At 54.0% G+C, this 24,704-nt stretch carries 24 protein-coding genes; 21 read left to right on the top strand and 3 right to left on the bottom strand.

Annotation, left to right across the window (positions count from 1 at the left end):
* Positions 1-37: 37 nt before the first annotated feature.
* A complete protein-coding gene (locus VE23_RS13145) occupies positions 38-625 on the bottom strand; it encodes a hypothetical protein (protein ID WP_021881924.1) in 588 nt (195 codons plus the stop codon).
* 608 nt (positions 626-1,233) lie between these two features.
* Between VE23_RS13145 and VE23_RS13135 the strand changes: the two genes are divergently transcribed.
* The 21 genes from VE23_RS13135 (at position 1,234) to VE23_RS13040 (ending at position 23,828) form a co-directional block, all read left to right on the top strand.
* A complete protein-coding gene (locus VE23_RS13135) occupies positions 1,234-1,524 on the top strand; it encodes a YerC/YecD family TrpR-related protein (RefSeq protein WP_021881922.1) in 291 nt (96 codons plus the stop codon).
* A 53-nt stretch (positions 1,525-1,577) separates the two neighbouring features.
* Positions 1,578-2,411: a sirohydrochlorin chelatase gene (locus tag VE23_RS13130; protein WP_232316926.1), complete on the top strand. Its 834-nt coding sequence runs from the start codon at positions 1,578-1,580 to the stop codon at positions 2,409-2,411.
* Positions 2,412-2,414: 3 nt separating this feature from the next.
* Positions 2,415-3,332 (top strand): diacylglycerol kinase, encoded by a 918-nt coding sequence (locus VE23_RS13125; RefSeq protein WP_049868227.1) that lies wholly within the window; start codon positions 2,415-2,417, stop codon positions 3,330-3,332.
* A 473-nt stretch (positions 3,333-3,805) separates the two neighbouring features.
* Positions 3,806-5,293, top strand: coding sequence for a 23S rRNA (uracil(1939)-C(5))-methyltransferase RlmD (gene rlmD, locus VE23_RS13120; protein WP_049868226.1), 1,488 nt, complete (start codon positions 3,806-3,808; stop codon positions 5,291-5,293).
* Positions 5,294-5,657: 364 nt separating this feature from the next.
* On the top strand, positions 5,658-6,218 hold the full coding sequence (locus tag VE23_RS13115) for a cupin domain-containing protein (protein WP_029198517.1): 561 nt from the start codon (positions 5,658-5,660) through the stop codon (positions 6,216-6,218).
* A 228-nt stretch (positions 6,219-6,446) separates the two neighbouring features.
* Positions 6,447-7,274: a ParA family protein gene (locus VE23_RS13110; protein WP_049868225.1), complete on the top strand. Its 828-nt coding sequence runs from the start codon at positions 6,447-6,449 to the stop codon at positions 7,272-7,274.
* Positions 7,222-8,157 carry a ParB/RepB/Spo0J family partition protein gene (locus VE23_RS13105; protein ID WP_438861825.1) on the top strand — a complete coding sequence of 312 codons (936 nt, stop codon included), beginning with the start codon at positions 7,222-7,224 and terminating at the stop codon, positions 8,155-8,157. Before VE23_RS13110 ends, VE23_RS13105 begins: the two co-directional genes overlap by 53 nt.
* Positions 8,158-8,246: 89 nt before the next feature.
* A complete protein-coding gene (locus VE23_RS27035; RefSeq protein ID WP_198156165.1) occupies positions 8,247-8,480 on the top strand; it encodes a hypothetical protein in 234 nt (77 codons plus the stop codon).
* On the top strand, positions 8,446-9,054 hold the full coding sequence (locus VE23_RS13100) for a hypothetical protein (RefSeq protein ID WP_069202474.1): 609 nt from the start codon (positions 8,446-8,448) through the stop codon (positions 9,052-9,054). The genes VE23_RS27035 and VE23_RS13100 overlap by 35 nt, the downstream gene beginning before the upstream one ends.
* Before the next feature lie 46 nt (positions 9,055-9,100).
* The gene (locus tag VE23_RS13095) at positions 9,101-10,207 is read left to right on the top strand and encodes an SAF domain-containing protein (protein ID WP_049868224.1); all 1,107 of its coding nucleotides are present in this window, start codon (positions 9,101-9,103) and stop codon (positions 10,205-10,207) included.
* Positions 10,208-10,218: 11 nt separating this feature from the next.
* Positions 10,219-10,953 carry a hypothetical protein gene (locus VE23_RS13090; RefSeq protein WP_049868223.1) on the top strand — a complete coding sequence of 245 codons (735 nt, stop codon included), beginning with the start codon at positions 10,219-10,221 and terminating at the stop codon, positions 10,951-10,953.
* 4 nt (positions 10,954-10,957) lie between these two features.
* The gene (locus VE23_RS13085; protein ID WP_049868222.1) at positions 10,958-11,803 is read left to right on the top strand and encodes a hypothetical protein; all 846 of its coding nucleotides are present in this window, start codon (positions 10,958-10,960) and stop codon (positions 11,801-11,803) included.
* Positions 11,800-13,668, top strand: a complete 1,869-nt coding sequence (locus VE23_RS13080) for an ATPase, T2SS/T4P/T4SS family (RefSeq protein ID WP_049868221.1) — start codon at positions 11,800-11,802, stop codon at positions 13,666-13,668. Before VE23_RS13085 ends, VE23_RS13080 begins: the two co-directional genes overlap by 4 nt.
* Positions 13,658-15,727: a hypothetical protein gene (locus VE23_RS13075; RefSeq protein ID WP_049868220.1), complete on the top strand. Its 2,070-nt coding sequence runs from the start codon at positions 13,658-13,660 to the stop codon at positions 15,725-15,727. Before VE23_RS13080 ends, VE23_RS13075 begins: the two co-directional genes overlap by 11 nt.
* Positions 15,728-15,803: 76 nt before the next feature.
* Positions 15,804-16,283: a hypothetical protein gene (locus tag VE23_RS13070; RefSeq protein ID WP_029198508.1), complete on the top strand. Its 480-nt coding sequence runs from the start codon at positions 15,804-15,806 to the stop codon at positions 16,281-16,283.
* Positions 16,284-16,374: 91 nt separating this feature from the next.
* Positions 16,375-16,764, top strand: coding sequence for a hypothetical protein (locus tag VE23_RS13065; RefSeq protein WP_049868219.1), 390 nt, complete (start codon positions 16,375-16,377; stop codon positions 16,762-16,764).
* A gap of 10 nt (positions 16,765-16,774) precedes the next feature.
* The gene (locus VE23_RS13060; protein WP_049868218.1) at positions 16,775-17,323 is read left to right on the top strand and encodes a hypothetical protein; all 549 of its coding nucleotides are present in this window, start codon (positions 16,775-16,777) and stop codon (positions 17,321-17,323) included.
* Complete coding sequence (locus tag VE23_RS13055; protein WP_049868217.1) at positions 17,310-18,293, top strand: hypothetical protein; 984 nt, start codon at positions 17,310-17,312, stop codon at positions 18,291-18,293. The genes VE23_RS13060 and VE23_RS13055 overlap by 14 nt, the downstream gene beginning before the upstream one ends.
* 117 nt (positions 18,294-18,410) lie before the next feature.
* Positions 18,411-19,523 (top strand): copper amine oxidase N-terminal domain-containing protein, encoded by a 1,113-nt coding sequence (locus VE23_RS13050; protein ID WP_049868216.1) that lies wholly within the window; start codon positions 18,411-18,413, stop codon positions 19,521-19,523.
* Positions 19,524-23,348, top strand: a complete 3,825-nt coding sequence (locus tag VE23_RS13045) for a DUF5704 domain-containing protein (RefSeq protein WP_232316925.1) — start codon at positions 19,524-19,526, stop codon at positions 23,346-23,348.
* A 39-nt stretch (positions 23,349-23,387) separates the two neighbouring features.
* A complete protein-coding gene (locus VE23_RS13040) occupies positions 23,388-23,828 on the top strand; it encodes a hypothetical protein (RefSeq protein WP_049868215.1) in 441 nt (146 codons plus the stop codon).
* A 133-nt stretch (positions 23,829-23,961) separates the two neighbouring features.
* Here VE23_RS13040 and VE23_RS27365 read toward each other — a convergent pair whose 3' ends face one another.
* Positions 23,962-24,405, bottom strand: a complete 444-nt coding sequence (locus tag VE23_RS27365) for a hypothetical protein (protein ID WP_049868214.1) — start codon at positions 24,403-24,405, stop codon at positions 23,962-23,964.
* Positions 24,406-24,450: 45 nt separating this feature from the next.
* Positions 24,451-24,687, bottom strand: coding sequence for a hypothetical protein (locus tag VE23_RS27360; protein WP_232316923.1), 237 nt, complete (start codon positions 24,685-24,687; stop codon positions 24,451-24,453).
* Between the last annotated feature and the right edge of the window lie 17 nt (positions 24,688-24,704).

Below are 24,704 nucleotides of genomic sequence, written 5' to 3'. Positions count from 1 at the left end.
CAAGCGGCCGGGCGGGCTGTCTTTTGCCCTGAACAAGTTATTCATCAAACTTCTGTCTGCGCCCTTTCCGACGCCGGCGGCTGCGGCTGCGCGGGCCTTTGGCGTAACCGCCCTTGCCTTTGCGGGAGCCGGACGGACGGCGTTTCTTGTTCCTCCTTCTTTTTTTCGATGGTTTCCAGTCGTCGTCGTCCAGGTTCACCAGCTTGGATTTGTCCGAGCCCTTCTTGCCGAACGATCCCATCATGACCTTCACCAGCGGAGCCATCTGCTGGACGCTGCCGATGATCTTCTGGGCTTTGGTCATCGTGCCGAGAATGCCGTCGAGGCCGCCGATCCGGTCTACGAAGCCTTTGAGATCCGACAGCTTGTCGAGCGAGAACAGGCTGCTCTTCTTCTCGACTGCGGGAGCGGCCGCTTCCAGCGTGGCCAGCGGTCCGATCGACGTCGCGGGACCGGACGGCATCGCGGAAGGGAACGAGGACGGCATCGGAGCGAAAAGCGAATGCTGGGGCATATGCTGAAAAGGGAACGAATCGCCGAGGCCTGGGAAAATGCCTCCCTGAGAAGGCGGTCCGGAAGCAGGTGTGTTGCGCTGGCCGGATGGAGGGTAAGAATTCGGGTTCACTTGCAATCACATCCTTGGTATGAGGCGGATTTATTCCGCTTTTGTTACAGTGTATGGAATAGGCGGGCGTAAGGTATGGACGATAGCCCGGTTTTTGCCGAAAAACCCATGGGGGGATGCCTGCAGGAAATTCCCACGGGAAAGGAGAGCTTCTGGTCCTGCGGCATCGAGATGCTCAGGAACAAAACGGGGATTCATTGGCTGGTGCGGGCAGGTTCCGTTGGGACCGCATCTCCAGACTCATTGGAAGGGACTCTTTGCCTTCTCCCGATGACAGCGGCGGCCAGCCGGAAGCATCGGCCGTAATCGAGCGTTACGTTGGAATTGAGCTGCGAACGGAATGTGCCGCGGCGCAGCGCCGTTATGGAGGGCGTGAAAGCAGCCGTTAGGCAGCGTTTAGGCAGCATAAGACAAGGCTTGCCGAGGGAGGGCTCCGCCGCGGAATAAGAGCTGTTTCGACGATTTATTCCGATAGCGTTTTCATTTTTCTATTGTCCTCTAAAGCGTGAACACGGTGACTGGTTGTTTTCTTCGCCGTATCCCTTTAGAATGAAAGGTAGCGACACTAGCCAGAAAGTCAGCGATACTCTTACCGAGGTGAAGGATTAATGCAGCTAAAGAAGCTGAACGATAAAGCAATCGACCAATTATTCGAAGCGGTACTCACGCTCAAGAGCGTGGAAGAATGTTATGTGTTTTTTGACGACCTGTGCACAGTCAACGAAGTCCAGTCTCTCTCGCAGCGCCTGGAAGTCGCTCGCATGCTGGGCAAGGGAAGCACGTATAACCAGATTGAAGCCGAGACGGGAGCGAGCACGGCGACGATCTCGCGCGTCAAGCGCTGCCTGAACTACGGCAATGACGGGTACAAGATGACCCTCGACCGCCTGAACCGCTAATGAGCTCCGCAGGCCGTCATATTCCGCTTGGCAGTCCGGAGGGGGAGCGGTCCTTGCAAGCATCGGCGACGCCATCATCCTCTTTTCCTTCCCCGATTGTCCGTCCCGGCATTCTTGTCATCAGCCACGGCTCCCGCGACGGGGGCTGGGTGGCGCTCGTGGACGAAGCCGTCGAGGCGGCAGCGATACGACTTCAGCAACCGGCCGGCCCTGTGCCGGTCGTTTCGTCGTTTCTGGAGATCGTGGAAGGGCGCCTGATCCAGGACGGGGTCGACGAGCTGCTGGAACGCGGCGTCACGGATATTTTCGTGCTGCCGCTGTTCGTTTCGTCGGGAGCGACGCATGTCGACGACATCATGCAGGCGTTCGGCCAGCCGCCGGCGGGGCTTAGGGAGGGCGAGCTCGAGGTGTTTCATGTCGGCGGCGCCCGCATCCATCCCGGCCGGCCGATCGACGACGAGCCGGAGATTGCGGAGCTGCTGCTCGCGAACATCCGGGAGCTCTCGCGCGATCCGGCGAGCGAGGCGCTGCTGCTGATCGGCCACGGCTCGCGCGAGCCCGTGTTCCACGGCCGCTGGCGCGAAGGGATGACCCGGATGGCGGAGCGGATCCGGGCTGCGGGCGGCTTCGCCCGCGCGGAGACGGCGATGCTGCTGCCGGATCAGGCGGCGTGCAAGCTGTCGGCGATGCGGCGCAAGCGGCCGGACGAGCGCGTCATCGTCGTTCCGCTTTTTCTTAGCCAAGGATATTTCACAACCTCGGTGATTCCCGGACGCCTGAGTGAGTTAGAATATGAATATAATGGTCGGGGGATGCTCCCGGATGAAGCGGTCGTCCGCTGGATGCAGCGGCAGATGCTGCAGTGGCTGGAACAAGCAGGAGGATGAAGCATGAGCAAGACGTACAAGAGAGCCCGTCTGATCTACAATCCGACTTCCGGGCGCGAAGAGATGAAGAAAAGGCTGGGCGATATCCTCACCATGCTGGAGCGCGGGGGCATCGAGACGAGCACCCACGCCACGGCGGGGGAGGGCGACGCCTCCATCGCAGCTGCCGACGCGGCTGACCGCGGCTTCGACATGATCATCGCCGCCGGCGGAGACGGCACGCTCTACGAGGTCATCAACGGCCTCGGGGAGAAGGAGAACCGCCCGCCGCTCGGCATCCTGCCGGTCGGCACGACCAACGACTTCGCCCGGGCGCTCGGCATCCCGCGCAACCTGGAATATGCGTGCGAGCTCATTACACGCCAATATACCCGTCCCATCGACGTCGGCCGCGCGGGCAAGAAGTACTTCATCAATATCGCCGGCGGCGGCTCCATGACGGAGCTCACCTACGAGGTGCCGAGCAAGCTCAAGACGCTGATCGGGCAGCTGGCCTATTATATGAAGGGCCTGGAGAAGATGACGCGCCTGCGCGCCACCGAGGTGTTCATCCAGGCGGAGGGCATCCCGGACATCCATGAGGAGATCATGCTGTTCCTCATCTGCAACAGCAACTCGGTCGGCGGCTTCGAGAAGCTGGCTCCCGACGCGAGGCTGGACGACGGCCTGTTCGAGGTCGTCGTGCTCAAGAAATGCAACCTGGCGGAGTTCATCCGCATCGTCACGCTCGCCCTGCGCGGCGAGCATTTCAACGACCCGCATCTGATCCACTTCAAGACGCCTCGCATGCAGATCACGACGCCGGACTATGTCCAGCTCAATCTCGACGGCGAGTACGGCGGCACGCTGCCCTGCATGTTCACGATGCTTCCTTCGCATTTGAATATCTTTGTGGATCAGGATGGGAAGGCGAGCTACTAGGTAGTTGTGGACGCTGAAGATCAAATGCAGCCTCCGAAGCCGGAAGGTCGTTCGAGAATCCGGAAGGTCATTCGAAATGCCGGAAGGTCGTTCCGATCGCTGTTGAAGCCCGGGTTTCTGGATTTGATTCCCACCTTGCACTTCGGTGGCCGATGTCGCGACAAGTCAATGAAAAGAGCGCCAGACATCATGATGTCTGGCGCTCTTTGTCTTCCTGCTGCTTTGCTTTCAGCAGGTTCAGGATGAGGATCACCGCTTCGGCTCGCCAGTAGACCGACCATCGGGAACGCTCTATGGTTAACATCCCTCTAAAAAGGGCTTGGAGACTTCTGCCACGGAGCGAAAGAGGCGGAAATATGGTATTCTTGACAGACGGACAAGGCCGCGAGCGGAATCGTTCGTTCCGCGACATAAGAGGCATCAAGCCTCTTACTGAGCTTTTAGACTATGAAGAGAACGGATGAAACGAAGAGATGAAACCAGCTTTGCCATTCGGCAAAAACGATACGGTCACGCTCGATATCATCGGGCTGACGCATGAAGGCGAAGGGGTCGGCCGAGTGGACGGCTTTACTCTATTCGTCCAGGGAGCGCTGCCGGGCGAGAAAGTCACCGCCAAGGTGCTCAAGACCAAGAAGACCTATGGATATGCCAAGCAGCTGGAGCTGCTCCAGGCAAGCCCGGACCGGGTCGAGGCTCCGTGCCCGATCTACAAGCAGTGCGGCGGCTGCCAGCTGCAGCATATGAGCTACGAAGGACAGCTGGCCTGGAAAAGGCAGCATGTCATCGACAGCCTGGAGCGCATCGGCAAGCTGACCGTGGCCGGCAGCTCGCGGGCAGTTGAAGGCCGCGAGACCGCTCAGTCCGGCGCTGCTGCGGCCTCCGAAGAGCATGGCTCGCGCATAGGCGTGGTCGTCCATCCGACGATCGGGATGGACGAGCCATGGCGCTACCGCAACAAGGCGCAGGTCCCCATCGGCATGGCGATGGCGGACCTGGACGGAGGCGCGGCCGGCAGCCTGATCGGCGGCTTCTACGCCCGCGGCTCGCACCGCATCGTCGACATGGACGCGTGCTTGATCCAGCACGAGAATAATGACGACGCGGTGCGGCAGGTCAAAGCCATCGGCAACCGCGTCGGCATCTCCGCGTACGACGAAGCCACAGGGCGCGGCATCCTCCGCCATGTCGTCGTCCGGACCGGATTCGTCACCGGCGAGATGATGGTCGTACTCGTCACGAATGGCCCGCGCATTCCGCGCCTGGAGGACTGGATCCAGGGCATTCGCGAAGCTCTGCCCGCAGTGACGAGCATCGTGCAGAACATCAACAAGCGGCAGACCAACGTCATCTTCGGCGACGAGACGCGCACCCTTTGGGGCAGCGATGTCATCTACGACGAGCTCGACGGGATCCGCTTCGCCATCTCTGCACGTTCGTTCTATCAGGTCAATCCGGCACAGACGCTCCGGCTCTACCAGTCCGCCGTCGATTATGCCGGCTTGACCGGCAGCGAGAATGTCATCGACGCCTATTGCGGCATCGGGACGATCTCGCTGTTCCTGGCCCGCCGCGCGGGACATGTGTACGGCGTCGAGATCGTGCCGGAGGCGATCGAGGACGCCAAGCGGAACGCTTCATTAAATGGCATTGAAAATGCATCGTTTGAAGCGGGAGCTGCCGAGGTCGTCATTCCGCGCTGGCGCTCGGAAGGCATCAAGCCGGACGTCATCGTCGTCGATCCGCCTCGCAAAGGTTGCGACGAGCAGCTGCTGGATACGATTCTGGAGATGAAGCCGGAGCGGGTTGTATATGTGTCGTGCAATCCTGCAACACTCGCGAGGGATTTGCAGGTGCTGGAGGCCGGAGGATACCGGACGGTGGAGGTTCAGCCGGTGGATATGTTCCCGCATACGGTGCATGTGGAGTGCGTAATAGGAATACAACGAATCGATACGTAGAAATCCTTTGTTTTCAACATTTTGCGCGATTTATGACTTTTACGAAGGACGGCAGTGACTTCAAAAATAAGGTAATTAAGGACAAAATCGAGGTTTCCGTCGTTTTGGACTTGGATTTGGACGTCGTATGCGTAGATATGTTGAATTCATCAGGTTAAGTTCATTAAAGTAGTCGACCCAAGATGTCATTGGGTTACTTATTGAGAGCCACTTGTTAAAAAACTAACCATGTTGTTAATGGTATATTCAGTTGGGGATTAAGCTAACCAGATTTAGCCCATTATTGAACATTTGTATTCCTTTTTAATAGGCAACCGCATAGGATAAAAGGTAAATAATGAATCATGAGAAGAGAGGAATGAATATGCACCTTAATACATGCTCTCACAATCCATGGCATAATCCTTTGCATAACAAGTGGAATAACAATTATTGGGGCTATAATTGGAACCCACAATATTACAACTGGCACAATAGCAACCGTTATCCTTTATACGGAAACTCTAAATTAATGGATTATGGATCACAACCTTTTGTAGTGAATATTGACCAAGCTGCTAAACAAAACAATACTTACCGCACCGCTTTATGGACAGGGAAACACTTTCAAGTGACTCTGATGAGCATTAATGTTGGAGATGACATTGGTTTAGAAGTCCATCCGACTACTGATCAATTCATACGTATTGAAGAAGGTCAGGGACTTGTTCAAATGGGTGATAGCAAAGATAAATTAGATTTTCAGGAAATGGCCTATGATGACTATGCCATCATGATACCGGCTGGAAAATGGCACAATTTAACCAATACAGGAAATACACCACTTAAAATTTACGTAATCTATGCGCCGCCTGAGCATCCATATGGTACAGTTCATGAGACGAAAGCAATTGCCATGTCTACTAAAGAAAACCAACATTACTAATGAATCGGGTGAAAAATCTCATTCGACTAACACTGTGGCTCTAACTAATTAACCGAATGACTCCGCATTACCGAACACTAAAGCTAGCTACCTATAATATATGAATTTGAATATTCAAGAGGACGCCTTTTCATCGGCGTTCTCTTTTTATATAGATACTATTTAAAAAGCCGGTTGCCCTGAAAAATTCAGCGCAACCGGCTTTTTGCGTGAAAGGAGAAGTGTCGGATGTCCAAGGTGATCGCCCTCGCCAATCAGAAAGGCGGCGTGGGAAAAACCACTACGGCGGTCAATCTGGGAATCGGTTTGGCTGCCGATGGGAAAAAGGTCTTGCTGGTCGATGCGGACGCACAAGGCAACCTGACGGATTCGTTAGGGTTCCACGAACCGGATAGTCTGTCGGTATCCTTAGCCACGTTGCTGGTGAAAACGATGCAGGAAGAACCTTGCGAGGCGCGAGAAGGTATTTTGCATCACCACGAAGGCGTTGACCTGATGCCGGGTAACATCGAACTGTCCGCTGTCGAGGTATCGCTTGTCAACACGATGAGCAGAGAAACAATTTTGCGTTCTTACATCGATTCAGTTAAAGCCGACTACGATTACGTACTGATCGATTGCATGCCGAGTTTAGGCATGTTAACTATCAATGCGCTGGCGGCTGCGGACAGCGTTATTATCCCCGTACAGGCGCATTATTTGCCGGCCAAGGGAATGACTCAACTTTTGCAGACGATCGCCCGAGTACGAAGGCAGATCAATCCAAAGTTGGTTTTGGACGGTGTACTGCTCACGATGGTAGACAGCCGGACGAAATTTGCCAAAGACATTTCGTTCATTCTTCGGCGCGACTATGGCGATAAGCTGCTCGTGTTCAACATTGAAATTCCGCTATCCATACGCGCGGCGGAAACGAGCGCCAAAGGAAAAAGCATTTATGATCATGACCCGGCTGGGAAAGCTGCGGAGGCTTATGCCGCCTTTACGAAGGAGGTGCAAGGCATTGGCATCGAAAGACGACATGCGCGCCAGCATCAAGCTGACCACAGTCGCTGATTTATTCTCCACCGAGGAGAGCCGCGCTGACGAGCAGCGGGAAAAGGTGATGGACATACCTTTGTCGGAAATCAGCGATTTTCCCGGCCATCCGTTTAAGGTGAGGGCGGATGAAGCGATGCTGGAAATGGCGGACAGCGTAAAGCAATACGGCGTCCTTGTTCCCGGCTTGGTTCGTCCTAAGGCGGGCGGCGGCTATGAAATGGTAGCCGGGCATCGGCGGAAAAAAGCGAGCGAACTGGCGGGCAGGGAAACAATTCCTTGTATCGTTCGCGAAATGGATGACGATCAGGCAACCATCATTATGGTGGACAGCAACCTGCAACGGGAAAATATTTCGCCAAGCGAGAAAGCATTCGCCTATAAGATGAAGCTGGAGGCGATGAATCGGCAAGGACAACGAACCGACTTAACTTCCCGACAAGTTGTCGGGAAGTTAGAAAGTGCTGATGTTATTGGTCGAGATGTAGGAGAAAGTGGCAGACAAATCCAGCGCTATATCCGCCTTACGGAACTAACCACGTCCATTCTTGAAATGGTGGACGATAAACAAATCGCCTTCAATCCGGCCGTAGAGCTTTCTTACTTGGCCGAAGAAGAACAGCAAGCCCTGTACGAAACGATGCAGTCTGAGGACTGTACCCCCTCGTTGGCGCAGGCGCAGCGCATGAAAAAGTTGAGCCAGGACGGGCGGCTTAATGTGGATGTCATCTTCTCAATTCTCACGGAGGAAAAGCCGAACCAGAAAGAAAAGATCGCCATTCAGCGCGAGCGGATCGACCGCTTCTTTCCGAGGGAGTTTACCGAAAAGCAGAAGGAAGATCTGATCGTGCAACTACTGGAAAGCTGGTATAAAAAGCGGCAGCGGGAGCAGGAACGTTAATTTGTAGCCGAATCATCCCATCCTGTTCGCTAGCACTCTCCCTATGAAGGAGAGCTTTTTTTATGCCCATATTGGGGAGGCGATACGCGATGTATTTCACAAAAGGGAGGCGTCGTCAATATGAGCGCCTGATGCAAGAAAAGCCGGGCTTCGACCATAACAGACTTTTGGAGGATGAAAACAAGGAGCCGCGCAAGCGAGGAAAAGAATCTCGTGAAGCCGGTCAATCAAAACGGAGCCGGAGAACGAAGGATAAGCCGGCAAATACCAGAGGAAAGGGGACTGACAATGGAAGAAATGAAGCGAATGGTGGACAACTATGAAGTCTATCAGGCCATCTCCATCGGCAAGGTGGAAGTGCTGCTCGGCATTGATGAAACCAACGTCGACAGCCCCTACATGGTATGTTATTGCACCCGAAACAATTCTCTGGGTGTCGAGCAATTCTACGCAACTGCGGTTGGCACGGATTATATTGGGGCCATGAATGATTTTGTTTCTCGAGTGCAGTGGGAACTGGACGATCTTAAAGAAGAACGGGCGAGTGCCGAGATACCCTTGTCTCCTATTACACAAGCACAATGTCAGCCGATTCGAGAAGATATGCGCATTGATAACCAAGTCGTCGTCATCCGACCGGAGCGGTTGCGTCCCGAATATCGCACAGCTGTTAACCAACTTGTGTTGGCGAAAAGCGGTTTTGGTACCTCCGCCTACTCCCGGGGTCGAGCGGTCTTCACGTTGAATTTGTATACCGGAGAGGAGGCTCGCTGGAATCGGGAGGATTTTATGGGGCTTATGAAACCGGAGCATATGCCCGTATGGGCGCAAGAAAAGCTGGGGCAGTTTCAGGCCGAAACCCAGCAAATGTCGAAGCGCCGTGACGAGGCCCGGTAAAACATTCGATAGCATTTTAATCCAAAAGAGAAAGGAGACGTGAGCGATGTCATGGACTTATAGGCACCGTAAGATGCTTATTATCGCTGCAATCGCCATAAGCGTAGGTTTACTTGTAGCAGCGGCCATTTATTCACTGATCCGACAATCGGAACAGCAACAAAATCAGCAACAAATGAAGGAACAATATGAAAGGCAAATTGAGGAACTAAAAACAATAGAGGAACAATCGCGCAGAAGCGTCTGGACCGTGGCACGAACCATTCCGGCCGGCGGCACCGTTAAGGCGGATGATCTCAAGGCGGTCCAGATGTCTGTGAGTCTGGTACCGCAAGGTATGATTACCGATCAGAAAGCGGTCATTGGCAAAAGCGCCAAAATCGAATTGCAGCCAGGGACGCCGCTGATGCTGTCCATGCTGTACGAAAGCGCACCGATCCCAAAGGATTTGCGGGTACAGGAGTTTCATGTGATTCAGCTTCCCTCCAATTTGCAAAAGGGACAGTTCATTGACGTGCGAATCAATTTCCCGACCGGCGAGGATTTTGTCCTACTGGCAAAAAAGAAGGCGCGGGAATTGTCCGGCGCCGTCATCTGGTTGGAAATGAACGAGCGGGATATTTTGCAAACTTCGAGCGCGATTATCGACGCCTACTTGCAAGGCGCGCGGCTGTATGCTCTCCCCTATATCGAGCCGGGCTTGCAAGAAGCAGCGGTGGTCAATTATCCCGCCAACCCGAAGGTGCTCGACTTGATGGCGCATGATCCGAACCTGCTCGAAAAAGCAACAACCGAGCTTGCCCGCCAGCTTCGCCTGACACTCGACGATAATCTCAAGGCGATGAGCGAGTCGGACAAACTGCGCGTAACCAGCGGCAGCGTAACGGTTCAGCAGCAACTGCAAAACGAACGAATTGTCACGAGTCAAGGCAACGCCATGCAGGAAACGACACCAATGCCGCAACCTTCAGGTACAACGGCCACGGTCGATCGCGAACCGTCAGCCGCTCAGCAGATGCCCTCTTCTTCCGTTCCGACAACGACGAATGAAAATCGGCCGGAAGCGTCCGCGGAACCAGCGCCATCAGCGCCAACTTCGCCGTCGGGGGAGCCGCCTAGCACGGATAAATTGGAGCACATTTTTAACCAGTGAAGGAGGCCATCATGAAAAAAGTCGTGTTTTTCGGCGCACCGGACAAAAGCCACCTGCTCCTCGTGCTGGGCAAGCTGCTCACGGCGCTGGAGCGAAAAGTGCTGATTGTGGATTCCACCTTTGCCCAATCAATGCAAGGCTATTTGCCACAATTGGAATTCGGCTGTTCGCTGCGGGAGTTTGAAGGCATCGACGTGGCGACCGGGCTTATTACATCAGCGCAACTGGAGCGTTCTCTCCTTGAGGCTGAAGGCGAAGCGGCATACGATGTCATGCTGCTCGACACTGATCACACCGAATTTGTGAAAGGACGAGAGTTGCCGGGCTATGACAAGCGGGTTTGGTGCAGCAATTTCAATCGGATGGGCATGCAAACAAATGCGAATCTGATGCAGCGGCTGTGCCTTCATGAAGCGGAGGGCCAGCCGCTCACATTTTACAAACTAAACGCTCCCACCCTGCCGACCGCCATACCCGAGTCATATATCGATTCAGTGCTGCCGCAGCAGGCTGTTCGCTGGGAGGACACCGTGTTCCGCTTTCCGCTTGACGAACGGGATATGTCGGTCGAACTGGACAATCAGCATCATGGCCGCATTGACATCAGGCGGCTGTCTGGGGCGTATCGCCGGACCGTGCTCGACATGCTGCAACAGTTATTTGATTGTGACTCTAAAGCGGCTCGGCGGGGATGGGCGCGCTCCCGAAAGGCGTGCGTGTCCGGTAATTTTTGCGAAAGGAGATGAAGCAATGGGTTTTACCGTGGTGTTTTGGAGTCCGATTTCGGGACAGGCCGGTACGACGAGCAACCTGATCGCCGCCGCCACGCTGCTCGGACTCGAATATTCCTCGCGTCTCTTGCTGCTTGGGCATTTACAAAGTGAATACGCTGCCGTCGAACGCAGTTTTTACCCAAGGCGGTCTTGGATGAGCAAAGCGGACGCCTCATCTGATGCGGGCATCGACGCGCTGCTCAGGCTACTTAAAAACCGCAAGCTCGAACCGAACATGCTGCGGGATTATACGCTGCCGCTGCTCGCCGAGCGACTTGACATTCTTCCGGGGTCAAAAAAGCCGGACGTAGCGTTTGTTTCATCCGAGCAGGACTGGCTTTCGCCGCCCTTGGAACTGACAAGGCGCGCTTACGATTTGGTATTGCTGGACGGCGGAAGCGGAAACGTATCGGCGTGGACACAGGTGCTGCTGCGTCAGGCCGATTTATTGGTCGTCTGTCTGCCGCAAAACTTACTCAAATTGGAACAAGTTTTCCCGACGCTGGAAGCACAGCTTCTATCCAACCGGAAACTGTTGCTCGTATTTGGGCAATATGACCCCCGTTCGGCTTCGACCGTCAAGAACGTCATGCGCCAGTTCCATCGGCGGGAGCATGCGTATCCGATTGTCCATAATGCGGGCTGGCTCGATTCCACCCAACAAGGAGACGTTGTTCGCTTTTTATTTCGCAACCGGCAGGTGCCGCGCGATCACGAAAACAGCCTCTTTATACATCAATTGCGGTCATTGGCGCAAGCGATCGTCCAGTGTACCGGATTAAGCAAGCCTCTTTTCGGCGGGAAGGAGGACGATGGCCGATGATGTTCGTGCTGAACGGATTGCTTATCGTGGGCATTCTCATCGCGATCGGCGTCCTGCTCTATTTGCGCATGAGCCGCCGCCTGCCGGAGCAGCCGGAAATGCCGATTTATACGCTAGAAGCAATGACCGCGTTTGTGAAAGAGACGCTACACGAGATGACGAGCAGCAGCCTGATCGATTACGGCTTGTCGGAAGAAGAATATCGCCGCCGCAAAAACAAGCGCGCGGAACTGAAAAAAGCGCTGCGAGGCTGCACCTCCGGAGATTTGCGTGACAAGGCGTATGTGAAACAGGTCATTACGGATTTGCTTGAACAGCGCTACAACCTGGACGACGGGAACCTGAACCGGCTTCTGCCGTTTGACGACCCGCAGATGCTCACGCCGCAAGATCAGTTTGACATCTTACTCTATCTATATAAAAAACAACATCGGTTGAGGGCGCTGGACAAGCTAATCCAAACATACGAGATGGATCGCCCCAAACGGAGCATGGAAGACGAAGAAATCGAATCATACCGGATTACCGCAGACGAAATCCGCGACATTTTCAAGCTGGAAGTACGGAAACTGTCTGCCGAGGACAAAACGCAGATCGTCGTGCAGCGGATATATCAGCAATACAAAGGGTTTAGCGTCATCGACGAAATCCGCGACATGAAAATCGACGGCGTATCGGGTGGCGTGTCCGGCATCCCTCCCTCGATGTGGGAAGGCGAGTGGAGTGTGGAGGAAGAAGCGCAGCTTCGCGAGGTGCCGAGGTCGCATGACAGCGTGTGGCTGTTCTATAAAGGGAAGTCCATTCATTTGAGCTTCCTGTCCTTCGGCTCGGAACAGGAACTAAGGCGCGTGTGCCAGAATGTGTACAAATATAATTTCCCCGGCCAATTGTCCGAAGCGAACGGCTTTAAGGTCAACGAAATGGCCGATGGCTCCCGCGTCGTTGTGCTGCGCCCCCGGTTCAGTGAATCGTGGGCTTTTTTTGTGCGCAAATTCGATGTGCAAAACGCGACTCTGGAACAGTTGATTCAAGACGACAACGCCGAACTGCCCATCGGTCTGATCAGGTATCTGGTCTTGGGCGAGCGCATTACGGCCATCACCGGAGCACAAGGCAGCGGCAAGACAACGCTCTTAATGGCGATGGTGCGCTACATTCCGGCCATCTTGCCGATTCGGGTGCAGGAAATGAACTTTGAGCTCCAGCTTCGGAAAATTTACCGGGACCGCAATATTTTAAGCCTGCGGGAAACCGAAACGATCTCCGGACAGGACGGACTGGATATTCAGAAAAAAACGGACGGCTCGGTCAATATTTTGGGAGAAGTGGCGACCGACCCGGTTGCCGCCTGGATGGTTCAGATGGCGCAGGTCGCTTCGCTGTTCACCCTGTTTACGCATCACGCCAAAACGTTCCGCGATCTCGTCTATTCGCTACGCAATTCGTTGCTGAAAACAAGAGTGTTTACGAACGAAAAAGTGGCCGAGCAGCAAGTTGTCAACGTCATCAACTTCGATATCCATCTGAGGCGGGATGCGGACGGGCATCGCTACATCGAACGCATTACCGAATGCGTGCCAGTGGAGCAGGGAACGACTTATCCGGATTCGTTCCGCCATAAAACGACGGCGGAAGAGAAAATGACGGCGTTTTTGGAAACGATGCTGGAATACTTTCGCCGCACGACGGATCGCCCACTTTATGTCGCGCAGAACGTCATTGAATACCGCGACGGGCGTTATGTCGCCGTTCATCCGTTGTCCGAACGCAGCCGCAAGGAAATCGCCGCATGCCTCGCCGGGCCGGATCAGGCTGTGTTTGAGGCATTTTTGGCAGTTCAATGGGGGGATGACGATGAGACTTGAATGGCTCTCCCTATTGCTCGGCGCGGCAACGGTACTGTTCCTCGCGATGACGGCTGCATTTCAATGGGTTTCCCGACACGGTTCGGACGTAGAGGCGATTCGGCAGTATGAAGCGCTGCGCAAGCCCGGCAAAGCCCGCAAAAAGCAAGCGTTGCATAGCATCATGCAGCAGTTGTATCGCCTCTGCGAACGCGTGCCGATTCTGCGCGCTTACTTGTTTCATATCCGCAAACGAATGACCGTTCTCCATCTTGGCGACGAATGGAAGCTGCGGCTGGAAACGATGAAGACGGCGCTCCTCATTTGGGGCGTGCTGTTCGCGGCGGCTGTTCCGCTGGCGCTCGGCGTGCGCGACCCGGCCACGCTTGGCATGATCGGCATCGGCTTCTGGGTTGGCCACGGGATCTTTTCGGACAACCTGGTTCATCGACTGGAGACTCGTCTGCTTCAGCAGCTCCGGCATTTTTTCTCGGATGTGCGCCACCATTATCATCGTCATGGGATGGTGGAAGAAGCCATTTATGAAGCGGCGGATAGTGCGCCGTATGAGATGGCGCTGCACGGACACGAGATTTATGAAGTACTCACGGCAAGCGACGCCGAGCAGCGGGTTGCACAGTACATCGAAAGCGCACCGAATCGGTATTTGCAGGGCATGGCCGGACTGTCGCATTTGATGAAGGAATACGGCGATAAACGAACCGCAACCGGCTCCGTGTACTTGAAGGCGCTCGGGAAGCTCGCAATCGAACTGAATCTGGAACTGCTGCGCCGCGAGCGCCTTAGTTTCCTGTTGCAGGGACTGACCGCCATCGCGCTGTTGCCGCTGCTGTTTACCCGGCCGATTGAAGCTTGGGCCAGTCACTACTTTCCGGCCATGGACGCTTTTTATGCGAGCACCACCGGATGGGTGGTCAAATTCGGCCTGATGGCGGTCGTATGGCTGTCCTACATCCTTCTGCGCAACATTCAAGAACTCGACGTGATTCCAAAACCAACCGGCCGAAAGAGATGGGAGAAACGGGTATACGATTGGCCATGGATGCGCTGGCTTGTGCATCGTCTCGGCCCCGTCACCGGTTCCCGAGAGGCCGACCGCATGATCAAGCTGCTCAAAGATACCGCATCGCCGCTTCGACTGGAATGGCTCTATGTGCAGCGCATTGTGGCGGGAGGCATGGCGTTTCTGGCTGTGCTTGGCATGTTTATGGCGCTCCATGCCGCAAGCCGGAATCAAATCCTGTATGCGCCGGTAAAACCGGGGATTATGTTCGGCCAACTTTCGCCGGAGGAGGAAATAAAGGCGCGCGAGGCGGCGGCGCTTGACCGCCACATCATCGATCGTGTAAAGGAGGTGAAGCACCGCACCGAAGAAACGGTCATGGCCCTGCTCCGCAGCGAATCGCGAGTGTTAAACAAAGACGATCAGCTTCGTGCCACGGCTCGGCGCATCCTGGGCAAGCTGACGAGGCTGGACAACCAGTATGTGAAGTGGTGGGAGGCGCTCCTCGCCGTTGTTGCGGGATGGGGCGGCTACGCCATGCCGGTCGGCGTCCGGATGTTCCAGCGGCGCATGCGACAGATGGAGATGAAGCATGAAGTGGATCAATTGCATGCCGTCATTGCCATGCTGGCGGACATGGACCGAATGTCGGTCGAGCATCTGCTCATTTGGATGGAGCAGTTCGCCCGCGTGTTTAAGGAACCACTCCAGACCTGCCTGCTCCATTTCGAACAGGGCGCGGATCAGGCGCTGGCGCAGCTCAAAGAGGATGCTCCGTTTGTACCGTTCGTCCGCACGGTCGAAAAGCTGGAGCTGGCGGCGCAAAGTTTGCCGATTCGGGAAGCGTTCGACGATCTGGAGTCTGAGCAGGCATACGCGCAAGAGCAGCGCAAACAGGAGTATGAGCAGTTGATCGAGCAAAAGGCAGGCTGGGGGAAATGGATCGGATTTGCACCGATGATGGCCCTTATTTTCGGCTATCTGGTCATTCCGCTCGTCATCGTCAGCTTGCGCCAAATGTCCGTTTACTACGAGCAGCTTCAGCGCATTCAGTAAGCGGCCTTCTTGCGGTACTTTCCAAACGGGAAGTGCTATTTTTATTTCCTATTTTACTTAAAGGAGAGATCGATTCATGTCCAACGCGCAAAAAGCACTCGTGATGGCGGCTGGCATTTTTCTTGCCATCGCGCTCATTACCCTAGCAGTTGTGCTGTTTATTTCTGCACAAGACTCTACCAAGGCGGCACAAAGTAATTTCAGCAATATCCAGACGGAGCTATCGCAAACGGCATTTACGGTGTATGACAACACGACGTTATCGGGTAGCCAGGTCGTCAACGCGCTGCGCAAGTTCAGCGACCAAGACCAATTCGGCATCCAGATCGTCACCGGCAAAAATCCGATCGGCCAATGGTACGGCAAAGTCATCAATACGGGCGTTCCGATCGACAGCGTGACCTACGGCTCGGTAATTGGTGTAGCGCCTGGGCAACTGAGCCATACCGTCGATGAATCGGATATCAACTACGTCAATCCGAGCGGCAAATTCCGGGCGCAACTGGTGCACGACAGCAGCAACGTCATACGCGGCATCATTTTCCGGCAGCAGTAGGCGCTCCATGCCGTCATGACAACGCTGATGGGGCGTTCCTCTCATGAAAGGGAGTTAGACGGACGCCGCGGCTTTTCAAGGAGGGAAACCGATGGAACATGCCCCCAGAACGATGCTGGAGATGAGCGTGGCCTGCCTTCTGTTTCTGATGGCCGCCGCAAGCGGACTCATGCTCTTTCAAACCGGGGCCGCGCTGAACGCTACCGCCTATGTGTCGGGGAAGTCGCTGGAACGCAACATGCAGATGACGTTTTCGCCGCTCGCCGGTGACGGCACCGTATCCGGCGCAGAGGTGGCGCAGTCCATTGCCCGGCTGGAGACGGGAGACGCGGAAATCGTGGTGGACGGCGTGCGGTACGTACCGCCGCTCGATCGGGACCAGTTCATTCCCGCCGGGATTCGCTTGAATACCCGGTACACGGTGGTTAATGAGCGGGATGTGTCCGGGCGGCTGCTGCGCCTTATTTTCGTCTCACGTTAAGGAGAATGCCATGAACAGTATCTTGAAAATTTTCTCGGTGCTCGTTGCTGTTCTTTTGCTCTACCTCTACCCCATTGCCTCAGCGTTCCACCAACAGGACGACATTTCGGAACTGGTTGTCCTGAAAGCGACGACGACGTTTGTGGATGCGGTACGGGATAAAGGTTATGTGACACCGACCATGTACAACGACTTTATGGAGACGATTGCGGCAACGGGCAACATGTTCGATGTGCAAATGGAACACGGAAGCAAAAAGTATGTGCCGGTGTACGACGATCCGACAAGGCCGGAGACGTTTCGGGGTAGATACGAAGTGCATTACGACAAGTTTTACAACGCGCAGATTCTGCCCGTTCTGTTCCCGAACAGTGCGGTCTCAAAAGACGACCCGATGCGACGTTACAAGATGCGGGTTGGCGATACCTTTGCGGTCACGGTCAAAAATACAAACCGGACTCCCGGCACCATCGTGTTCGATTTTCTGAACCAGGCCATCAGTCCGAACGAAAAAATCTTCATTCCTTACGGCGGGGTGGTGCGTAATGAAGTTGATTGAATGGGCGATTGTCGCGGCGCTCATTTTCCTGCCGTTTGCGACGGTGAACCGGATTGAGGTCGAAACGCAGCGGAAAACGCTGCTCACCGAGCTGCGGTATAACGCCGCGCTGGACACGGCGGTGGATGACGCGGCGCGAATGTTGATCGTCAATGCCAGCCAGCAGTGGGAGACGCAATACGAATCGGACAAACGGGTGGCGCTGAACAAGGACGAGGCGATTGTAGCGTTTTATCGGACGCTGTATACCAACTTCGGCATTGCCGACGATTCCGTGGCGCAAGGCGTACTCAAACGGTATATCCCGGCTGTTGTGGTGATAGGGTACGACGGTTTTTACGTCTATGCCGAGGACGAGTGGACGGGAGCTGATAAACAAACGGAACGAAAACCGGTTTGGGGAGCGAAAAAGCCGTATACCTACGCCGATCCATCGGGCAATAGCCTTTCGTTTACGATGGACGATTTCGTCCTCGCTTACGATGCGGGCAGCCGGAGTTGGCACGAAGGCTTGCGGGCCGACGTCAGGCAGCAGACGAACATTGCGCTACTAAAGGACGCGGAGCGGTTCGAACAGGTGCGCCGAAGCACCATTGTCCGCGCAATCGAGGACGAGCTGGCCTACCGGATTAACAAACACAACGAATCGGTTTCCCGATACGGCTTTTCCTACACGTTCACGCTGCCTACCATTTCGCAGGAGGAATGGCACAATGCCGTGGATGACGTCGGGGTGCTTGCCTTTATCCAAGGCATTCCGATGGGAGGGAAGTTTTATAATAATTACGCACTTGGTGGAAGCCGGGTTCTCAAAAAACCGGAGATTGTCGGGGCCAGGAAAGGAAACATGAAGGTGTATTACCGCAGCACATGCGACTTTTCCTATCCGGTGGAAGAAACGTTTTCCAGCGAAAAAGTGGCTGCGCAAAAAGGGTATATGCCGCTTGGCTGTCCCCTTTCGCCATCTTAGTGAGAGCGGCGGCTATTTCGGAAAGTGGACACGCCGCCAAATCGGCTCTATGATGAACCTAATAGTTGAAATCTTCCAATCTCGTCATGATCAATAATTTTGAGAGGAGTGAATCGCGTGAGAAAATGGGTAATGGCAGGACTTGTCGCCTCGATGATTTGTAGTTTGTTCAGTGTGACGGCAAGCGCGGCGAGCAATCCTCCGTCCTTTGTCAGCGTCATCATGGACGGACAAAAAATCTGGTTTCCCGATGCGCAAGCATTTGTCGATGAAAACAACCGTACGCTCGTGCCGGTTCGATTCATCGCAGAAAAGATGGGCGCGAAAGTAGGCTGGGAGCCTAAAACAATGACCGTTCCAATTGAGCGGGATGACCTTCATATTTTGCTTACGATCGGCGAAAGCAAGGCGCTCGTCAACGGTGTGGAAATGACCTTCGATTCGAAGGCGATCACCAGCGGAGGCCGGACGTTTGTCCCGCTGCGTTTTGTCAGCGAAGCGCTGGGAGCGCAAGTGGTTTGGGACGGTCCAACCGCTACGGTGTTCATCAAGACAATTGAAGATGATCAAGCGAATGTTGACGATTGGGGCCGCCTTATTCGTACAACCAACTTGCCCAAGAACGCGAAAGACTATCCGTACATTCTAGCCGATGTGCCGAATGAGATGTATGAGATGGGTTATCCGCACTCCCACCCTACGGATAGCAAGGTTTCATTCGTTCTCTACTCGACCAAGCCGGAATTCAATAAGAAAAACGTGGATACTTGGATGAATCGGTTGAAATCATTCAGCGCTCTCTGGCTGAACGTGGATTACAAAACAATAGACGATACGTGGGCACAGGCCGTATTTGCCACCAAAATGCAAAACTCCAATGCGGAATTGAAATATATTCGGCGGTATGTGGACTGGGTCAAACAAAACCACATCCAAATCGAAGGCTATCTTGATCCCGAGCCGTCCATGATTTATCGGAACGGATTTGGCGACAATTATGTCCGATCCAAATTTAGGATTAAATTCGTTTCGTATAAGGAAAATAAAGACTTACTTTATGATGAATGGTTCCCCAATAAAGAAACTTTTGAAAAAGGAATTTGGTATGAAGGCTATGCCGATATTTCAATGTCCACCAATGTGGGCGGTGATTGGGGCAGTACGTTGAAGGTTGATCCGGGAGCCAGTTTGTTCCTCAATTATTTGATCAGGAAGGCGGACTCGGAATAGATGAACAAACACAACTTCATCAAAATCACGTTGAGCATGCTGCTGGCATGCTCTTTCTTATTGTCTGGTTTCCCGTTCCTAGCGAATGCAGCGACACCGATTGTTAGAGTGGAGGACGGGAAAATCAGCTTTGTAATCACCAGTACGGCAGCAACCTCGTCCATCAAATACAGGACCGTAGGCTGGACGGTGCGCCGGGATCAATTATGTACGAATACGACGCCCAAGCAGTGCGGCAATCCGAAAAGCGGCCAGCATGCTTCTTTTTTGGACCAGCAAGTACGGCAAGTCGACCAATACCCGAATCCGCCGATTCCCGGCCAGCCTGTCACGACCTACTACGAAGTCAGCGAGGCACTTGTTACGGAAGGCATGTGGAAGGCGGGAATGGGCGACATCAAAGACAACGACGACTTATATCTGTATGCCATCATGGTGTCAATCGATGGGAACGGCAATGTGCGCAAAGGTCCATTTTATACGTTAGATGAGATCAAGAGGGCCGAACCTTGGGCGCATCCCGACGATTTGGACGATTATTTCGGCTTGCATGTTCCTTATCGCAGTGCGGATTTTCCGGTCGATGTGATTGCCAAAACCGTGACCGGAAAAGTAATCAATCAACCTCAAGTCACATTTCAAAAGGGAAAGTACAAAATAGGAGAAACGATCAATCATGAATTTCCTGAAACCATCGAAGATAACGGGAAAACCTACTCGATTGTTCGTTCATACTTGTCGCCCAAGCAGGACCCGGCGAAGAAAGACTGGCTACAGGAAAATCCCGAAACGAATCCGAAGGTCCAAACGCGCAGCTTTACGGTTCATCTTGGCGGAACGGACGCGATAGCCGAATATGCGGAGAACAATCCGGTCAAAGCCATTTATCAGAAGGAAGACGGCACGAAGCTCAAGGAAGTGGATAAAGGCGTTTTCGCAACCGGAGAGGAAGCGAACCATACGTTTGAAGGGCAAATCATTTCTGGTGGACAAACGTATGAAATCATCCGCTCTTACATTACGAACAACAACAAGCCCGATGAGAAGCTGTTCATTCAAGAGAAAGGCGATCCCAAGCTCAAAGAGCGGTCCATTCTGGTTGGAACGGGCGGCTCCAACTTTATCGGCATTTACAAAATTCCCTCCTCTATAACGGTCACGTCCCGGATTGAAGCGCCGGAAACGGTTGACAAAAACGTGACCGAAGTGGACGGGAATTTTGTTTTTGAAGTCAAGTCGTTAAAAAACCTGAAGTCATACGAAATCACTGATATTCGGAATGCCAGGCTTGTTCAAACGGGCGAAAAAACCGGAACGCTCTCCGGAACTTCGGACAGTAAAACGATTCCGATCAAAATCCCGTTCACAACCGGCGACAATGCAAGCGTACAAATCACTGTCGTCGTGAAGGATGTGGACGCCAATACCGGGGATTCGACATCGGACCATACAGTGCGTAAAAGCGACGGCGGCGGAGATACGCAGCCCGACGCTTCCCAGCAGGCCGAAGTGATGGAGCCCACCGTTTCTGCCGTCATTCAGGCGGATTCCCGCGGTGCAGAAAAATTTGATGTATTGCAAGGCATTCCGACATCGGAAAGTTTGTATGTGAACGCCTTGGCTAAATCGTATTTGTACCGCAGCACGTTCACGGAAACGACCGGCACGAAGCAATACCCGATTCAGGTGAGCAAAACGTATACGCTCACCTGGACGGAGACGCATCCAGGTCCGCCCGATGCGAACGGGAATTCGACGACCATTACGGTCCCGCGTTCAGATACACAGACGGTGACCAAAAACTATTCGATTGAGCGCAAGTATAGCTTCTGGACAATTCAAAACCTCGAAGTGTACGGCATTCAAAAGGCGACGGTCTCCAATTATTCGCTTCCTTCGGGAACGGTTACGCTTGTGCCGAGCGGCTACACACCGCCAACCGTTTCCGCATCGCATGATGCATCGCTTGGTGCGCATATGACCGATCCGGTCTATTCGAATGTGACGCTTCCCGGACAAACGATTTCCGGCGGTTCCAGCCGACCTTTCGTACCGAATGAGGACTGGAAAAACGAGGCCGAGAAAGCGATTGGCAAGATCAAAGTGAAAAACGACTCGCTTATCTTTATTGGAAATACAATTATGGACAACCGAATCGTTGAAGAAAAAGCGCCGACGCCGGGCGCGATACCGGCTCCGCCGATGATCGGGCAAGATGTGCTGTACGGCAAAGGCTATCTCATCGACGCTTCCAAAATGAACAAAGCGAATCAGCCAAGCACCGGCACGATATCGTATTCCCTAATTAAAGGCATCGGCGGCGGTGGGGACAAAACCTATCCCATTGGCGGCATCAATCCGGTGACCGTGCATTCGCCGGTGGTGAACTATGCTGCGGTGTCTGACGATCAGGCCCACAACCAGAAGACGCAACCGACTGCCGGACGATCGGCGCTCATTTTAGACCGGCCCTTCACCGTGACGATTCCGACAAACGGCCCGCATAAGGACATCAAGGGCTACGGCAATCGGGACTATGCCAAGTACGTGAGAGACAAACAGGTTTGGTTTCCGTTCGATGTATTTAAGGCGGATCGCACGACGTTCGTCCCGAAAGAAACGTGGGTGTCCATCCCGGTCGGACAGATGCAAACGACCTTCTTTTTGCCCGTTTGGGTGGATGAGGGCAATTACAACGTGTTATTTCGAACGTTTGCCGAGAACAGTCCAGCTTCCTTTACATCCCAGATGAACGCCAATCTTGACTTGTCCAACCATGTGGCTACGCAGGTGGTTCCGGTGGAAGTGATCGGCCGTCTCTATGACTTCCGCATCACCGATATTGCCGATTTTGCATGGGAATCGGTGTTCCGTACCCAAAAGGGCAGCGCGAAACCGACAGGAAACGCCTATTGGGTTGGGACGAAAGGCATTGACGGCGCACCGCGCGGCAATACCCCTCCATACGTGCTGCCGGTGCGGCAAGGCAGTCCCCCGGAGAGCGGCAAGAAAAACGTTGCGGTCAAAACGGGCTATCATTTCAAATTTGAAGTCATGACGAAAGGCAACATGTTCAACGCGGGCGACGGCATCCGCATTACACCGACGTTTTATTTTGTGGACAGCAAGGGGAAGACCCGGCAGGAGGTCGATCTTTATTACCATTCGGGCAATCAGCGGTTTATTCGCATCGGCTCCGGCGACGATGTTGAGAAACGGTATGTGACGCTCGACGCTCGTCTGCGCAATGTGCCGAGGCAGGAATTGACCGATACCGCCGCGACCCTTTGGTCGTTAAACGGTTCGCCGGGAGCCAAACAGACGTTTATCGATCAATATATGAAGGATGCGCAGAAGCCAACGTATGTCGGCGGCTACGACATCATGCTGCTGCCGCCGCAGCTTCGGACGTTTGTCGGCAGTATGAACGTACCTTCCGGCGTCAATGCGGCCCGCGCCAACGCTTCGGTGCAAAAGTGGTATGCCGAGTACAGTTTGCCCGCCGCGCCATATGTGGTGCCGAAAGGTTTTAACTTGGCGGAATATGGACGGAAAAACCGACTGGATGACCATGCGCCCATCTTCCTGAAAGATGGGTATATTATCGTCAATTTCAATCTGGAAACGATCCGCAACCGGGACTTGAACCATCCTCATTTGCAGTATATGTACGGGCCGCTGAACAACCAATGGCAGATGGAAGGGTATCAGCGCAGCTTCATCGATCCGTACGGTGTGACGTTTTCGTTAAAGGATGGCGACGTAATCTTCTATTATGCTAATTTGTCCAGCTACGACGATTATGGCACAGGGGGAACTCATTAAAGGAAAACTCATTTTTATACCAGCCGGGAGGAAAAGAACATGCTGGAAAGATTGCAAGCGGCCGCTTCGGAGGATGCGGTCTATTTTTATTCCGCTTCGATGGACAAGGATACAGCACGTGGATGCATCGGACATTTGCGCGGTTATTTTGGCAGCAGCGGCGAGACGTTCTGGTCAACCTGGTTCGAGGATGAGCCAGCGCTCAAAACGCCGTCTTTCCGGGCAGAACTGGATGAAGTGGTGCAGGCTCTGACGGAACAGGGGCTGCTTGAAAGCCGCAGCCGGATGCACCGTTTTTGCCTGTCGCATCCGGAAGCCCGTTTATCCGGGGCATGGCATTCCGGCGTATACGGCTTTTGTTTTCAAACGGAGCGACATCGGTATTACCTGCGTTGTTTCCCGCATGTAGGAGACTACAATTTCTATCTGTACTGCTACGTCCGGCCGGATCGTTTGTCGGAACGGTCGCCGGAGCGTTAACGTCTGCCGAGGAGGAAGCCTGTGAACGATCTCACCCGGTATAATCTACTAGGCCGGACTGAAAGTCCCTCCTGCCGCGAAGCTGCTGTACAGCTACCTGTTGGACCGCGCGAGCGGGCGGCATGGTTCCGTCTTATTGTCCGGCAAAAAGCTGGCTTGGGAGGTGGGCCTTTCCCCTTCCGCCGTCCGCCGTAATCTGCAACTCTTGCAACATATCGGACTCATTCGGGTTACAGCCCAATATTCGGAAGAAGGCATCCGCCTGACCAATCAAATTACGTTTCTGTAAGGGAGGTGCGACATGACAGCCAAGTTGCAACGCATCGTCGAACTGGCTGCCAGCACGGCTCGCACGGTGACGAATCAGCCTGACCTCTGGGCGGATTTTTTGCGGACGGCGGCCTGGAACTATAAATATCCGTTTCAGGATCAACTGTTGATTTACGCCCAACGTCCTGATGCGACGGCCTGCGCGCCGATTGAAGTTTGGAACAAACGGCTGTATCGCTGGGTCAAACGCGGCGCAAAAGGGATTGCCCTGATCGAAGATCGGGGCAACCACTTGAGTCTGCGCCATGTGTTTGACGTATCGGATACAGAGAGCAGACGCCAGCCGCAGGTGTCACTTTGGCGCTTGCAGGACAGCGACACGGCTCACGTGATCGAGACGCTGGAAAATGCGTTCGGCGCGTCGAATGAAATCAAACCTCAAGCGGATCTGCCTGCTGCGTTCCTCGCCGCTGCGCGGAATGCGGTGGATGACAACAGCGCCGATTACGTGGCGGAGTTGGTGAAAGATCGAGAACACAGTTTGCTGGAAGACCTGGATATTTCGCATGTGGAATTGCTGTTCAGACAAACAGCTGAAACAGCTGT

This window comes from Paenibacillus sp. D9 (assembly GCF_001188365.1).
GTDB classification, from domain to species: domain Bacteria; phylum Bacillota; class Bacilli; order Paenibacillales; family Paenibacillaceae; genus Paenibacillus_O; species Paenibacillus_O humicus.
The sequence above is the reverse complement of the archived record's forward strand: the minus strand, read 5'-3'. Positions and strand labels throughout refer to the sequence as shown.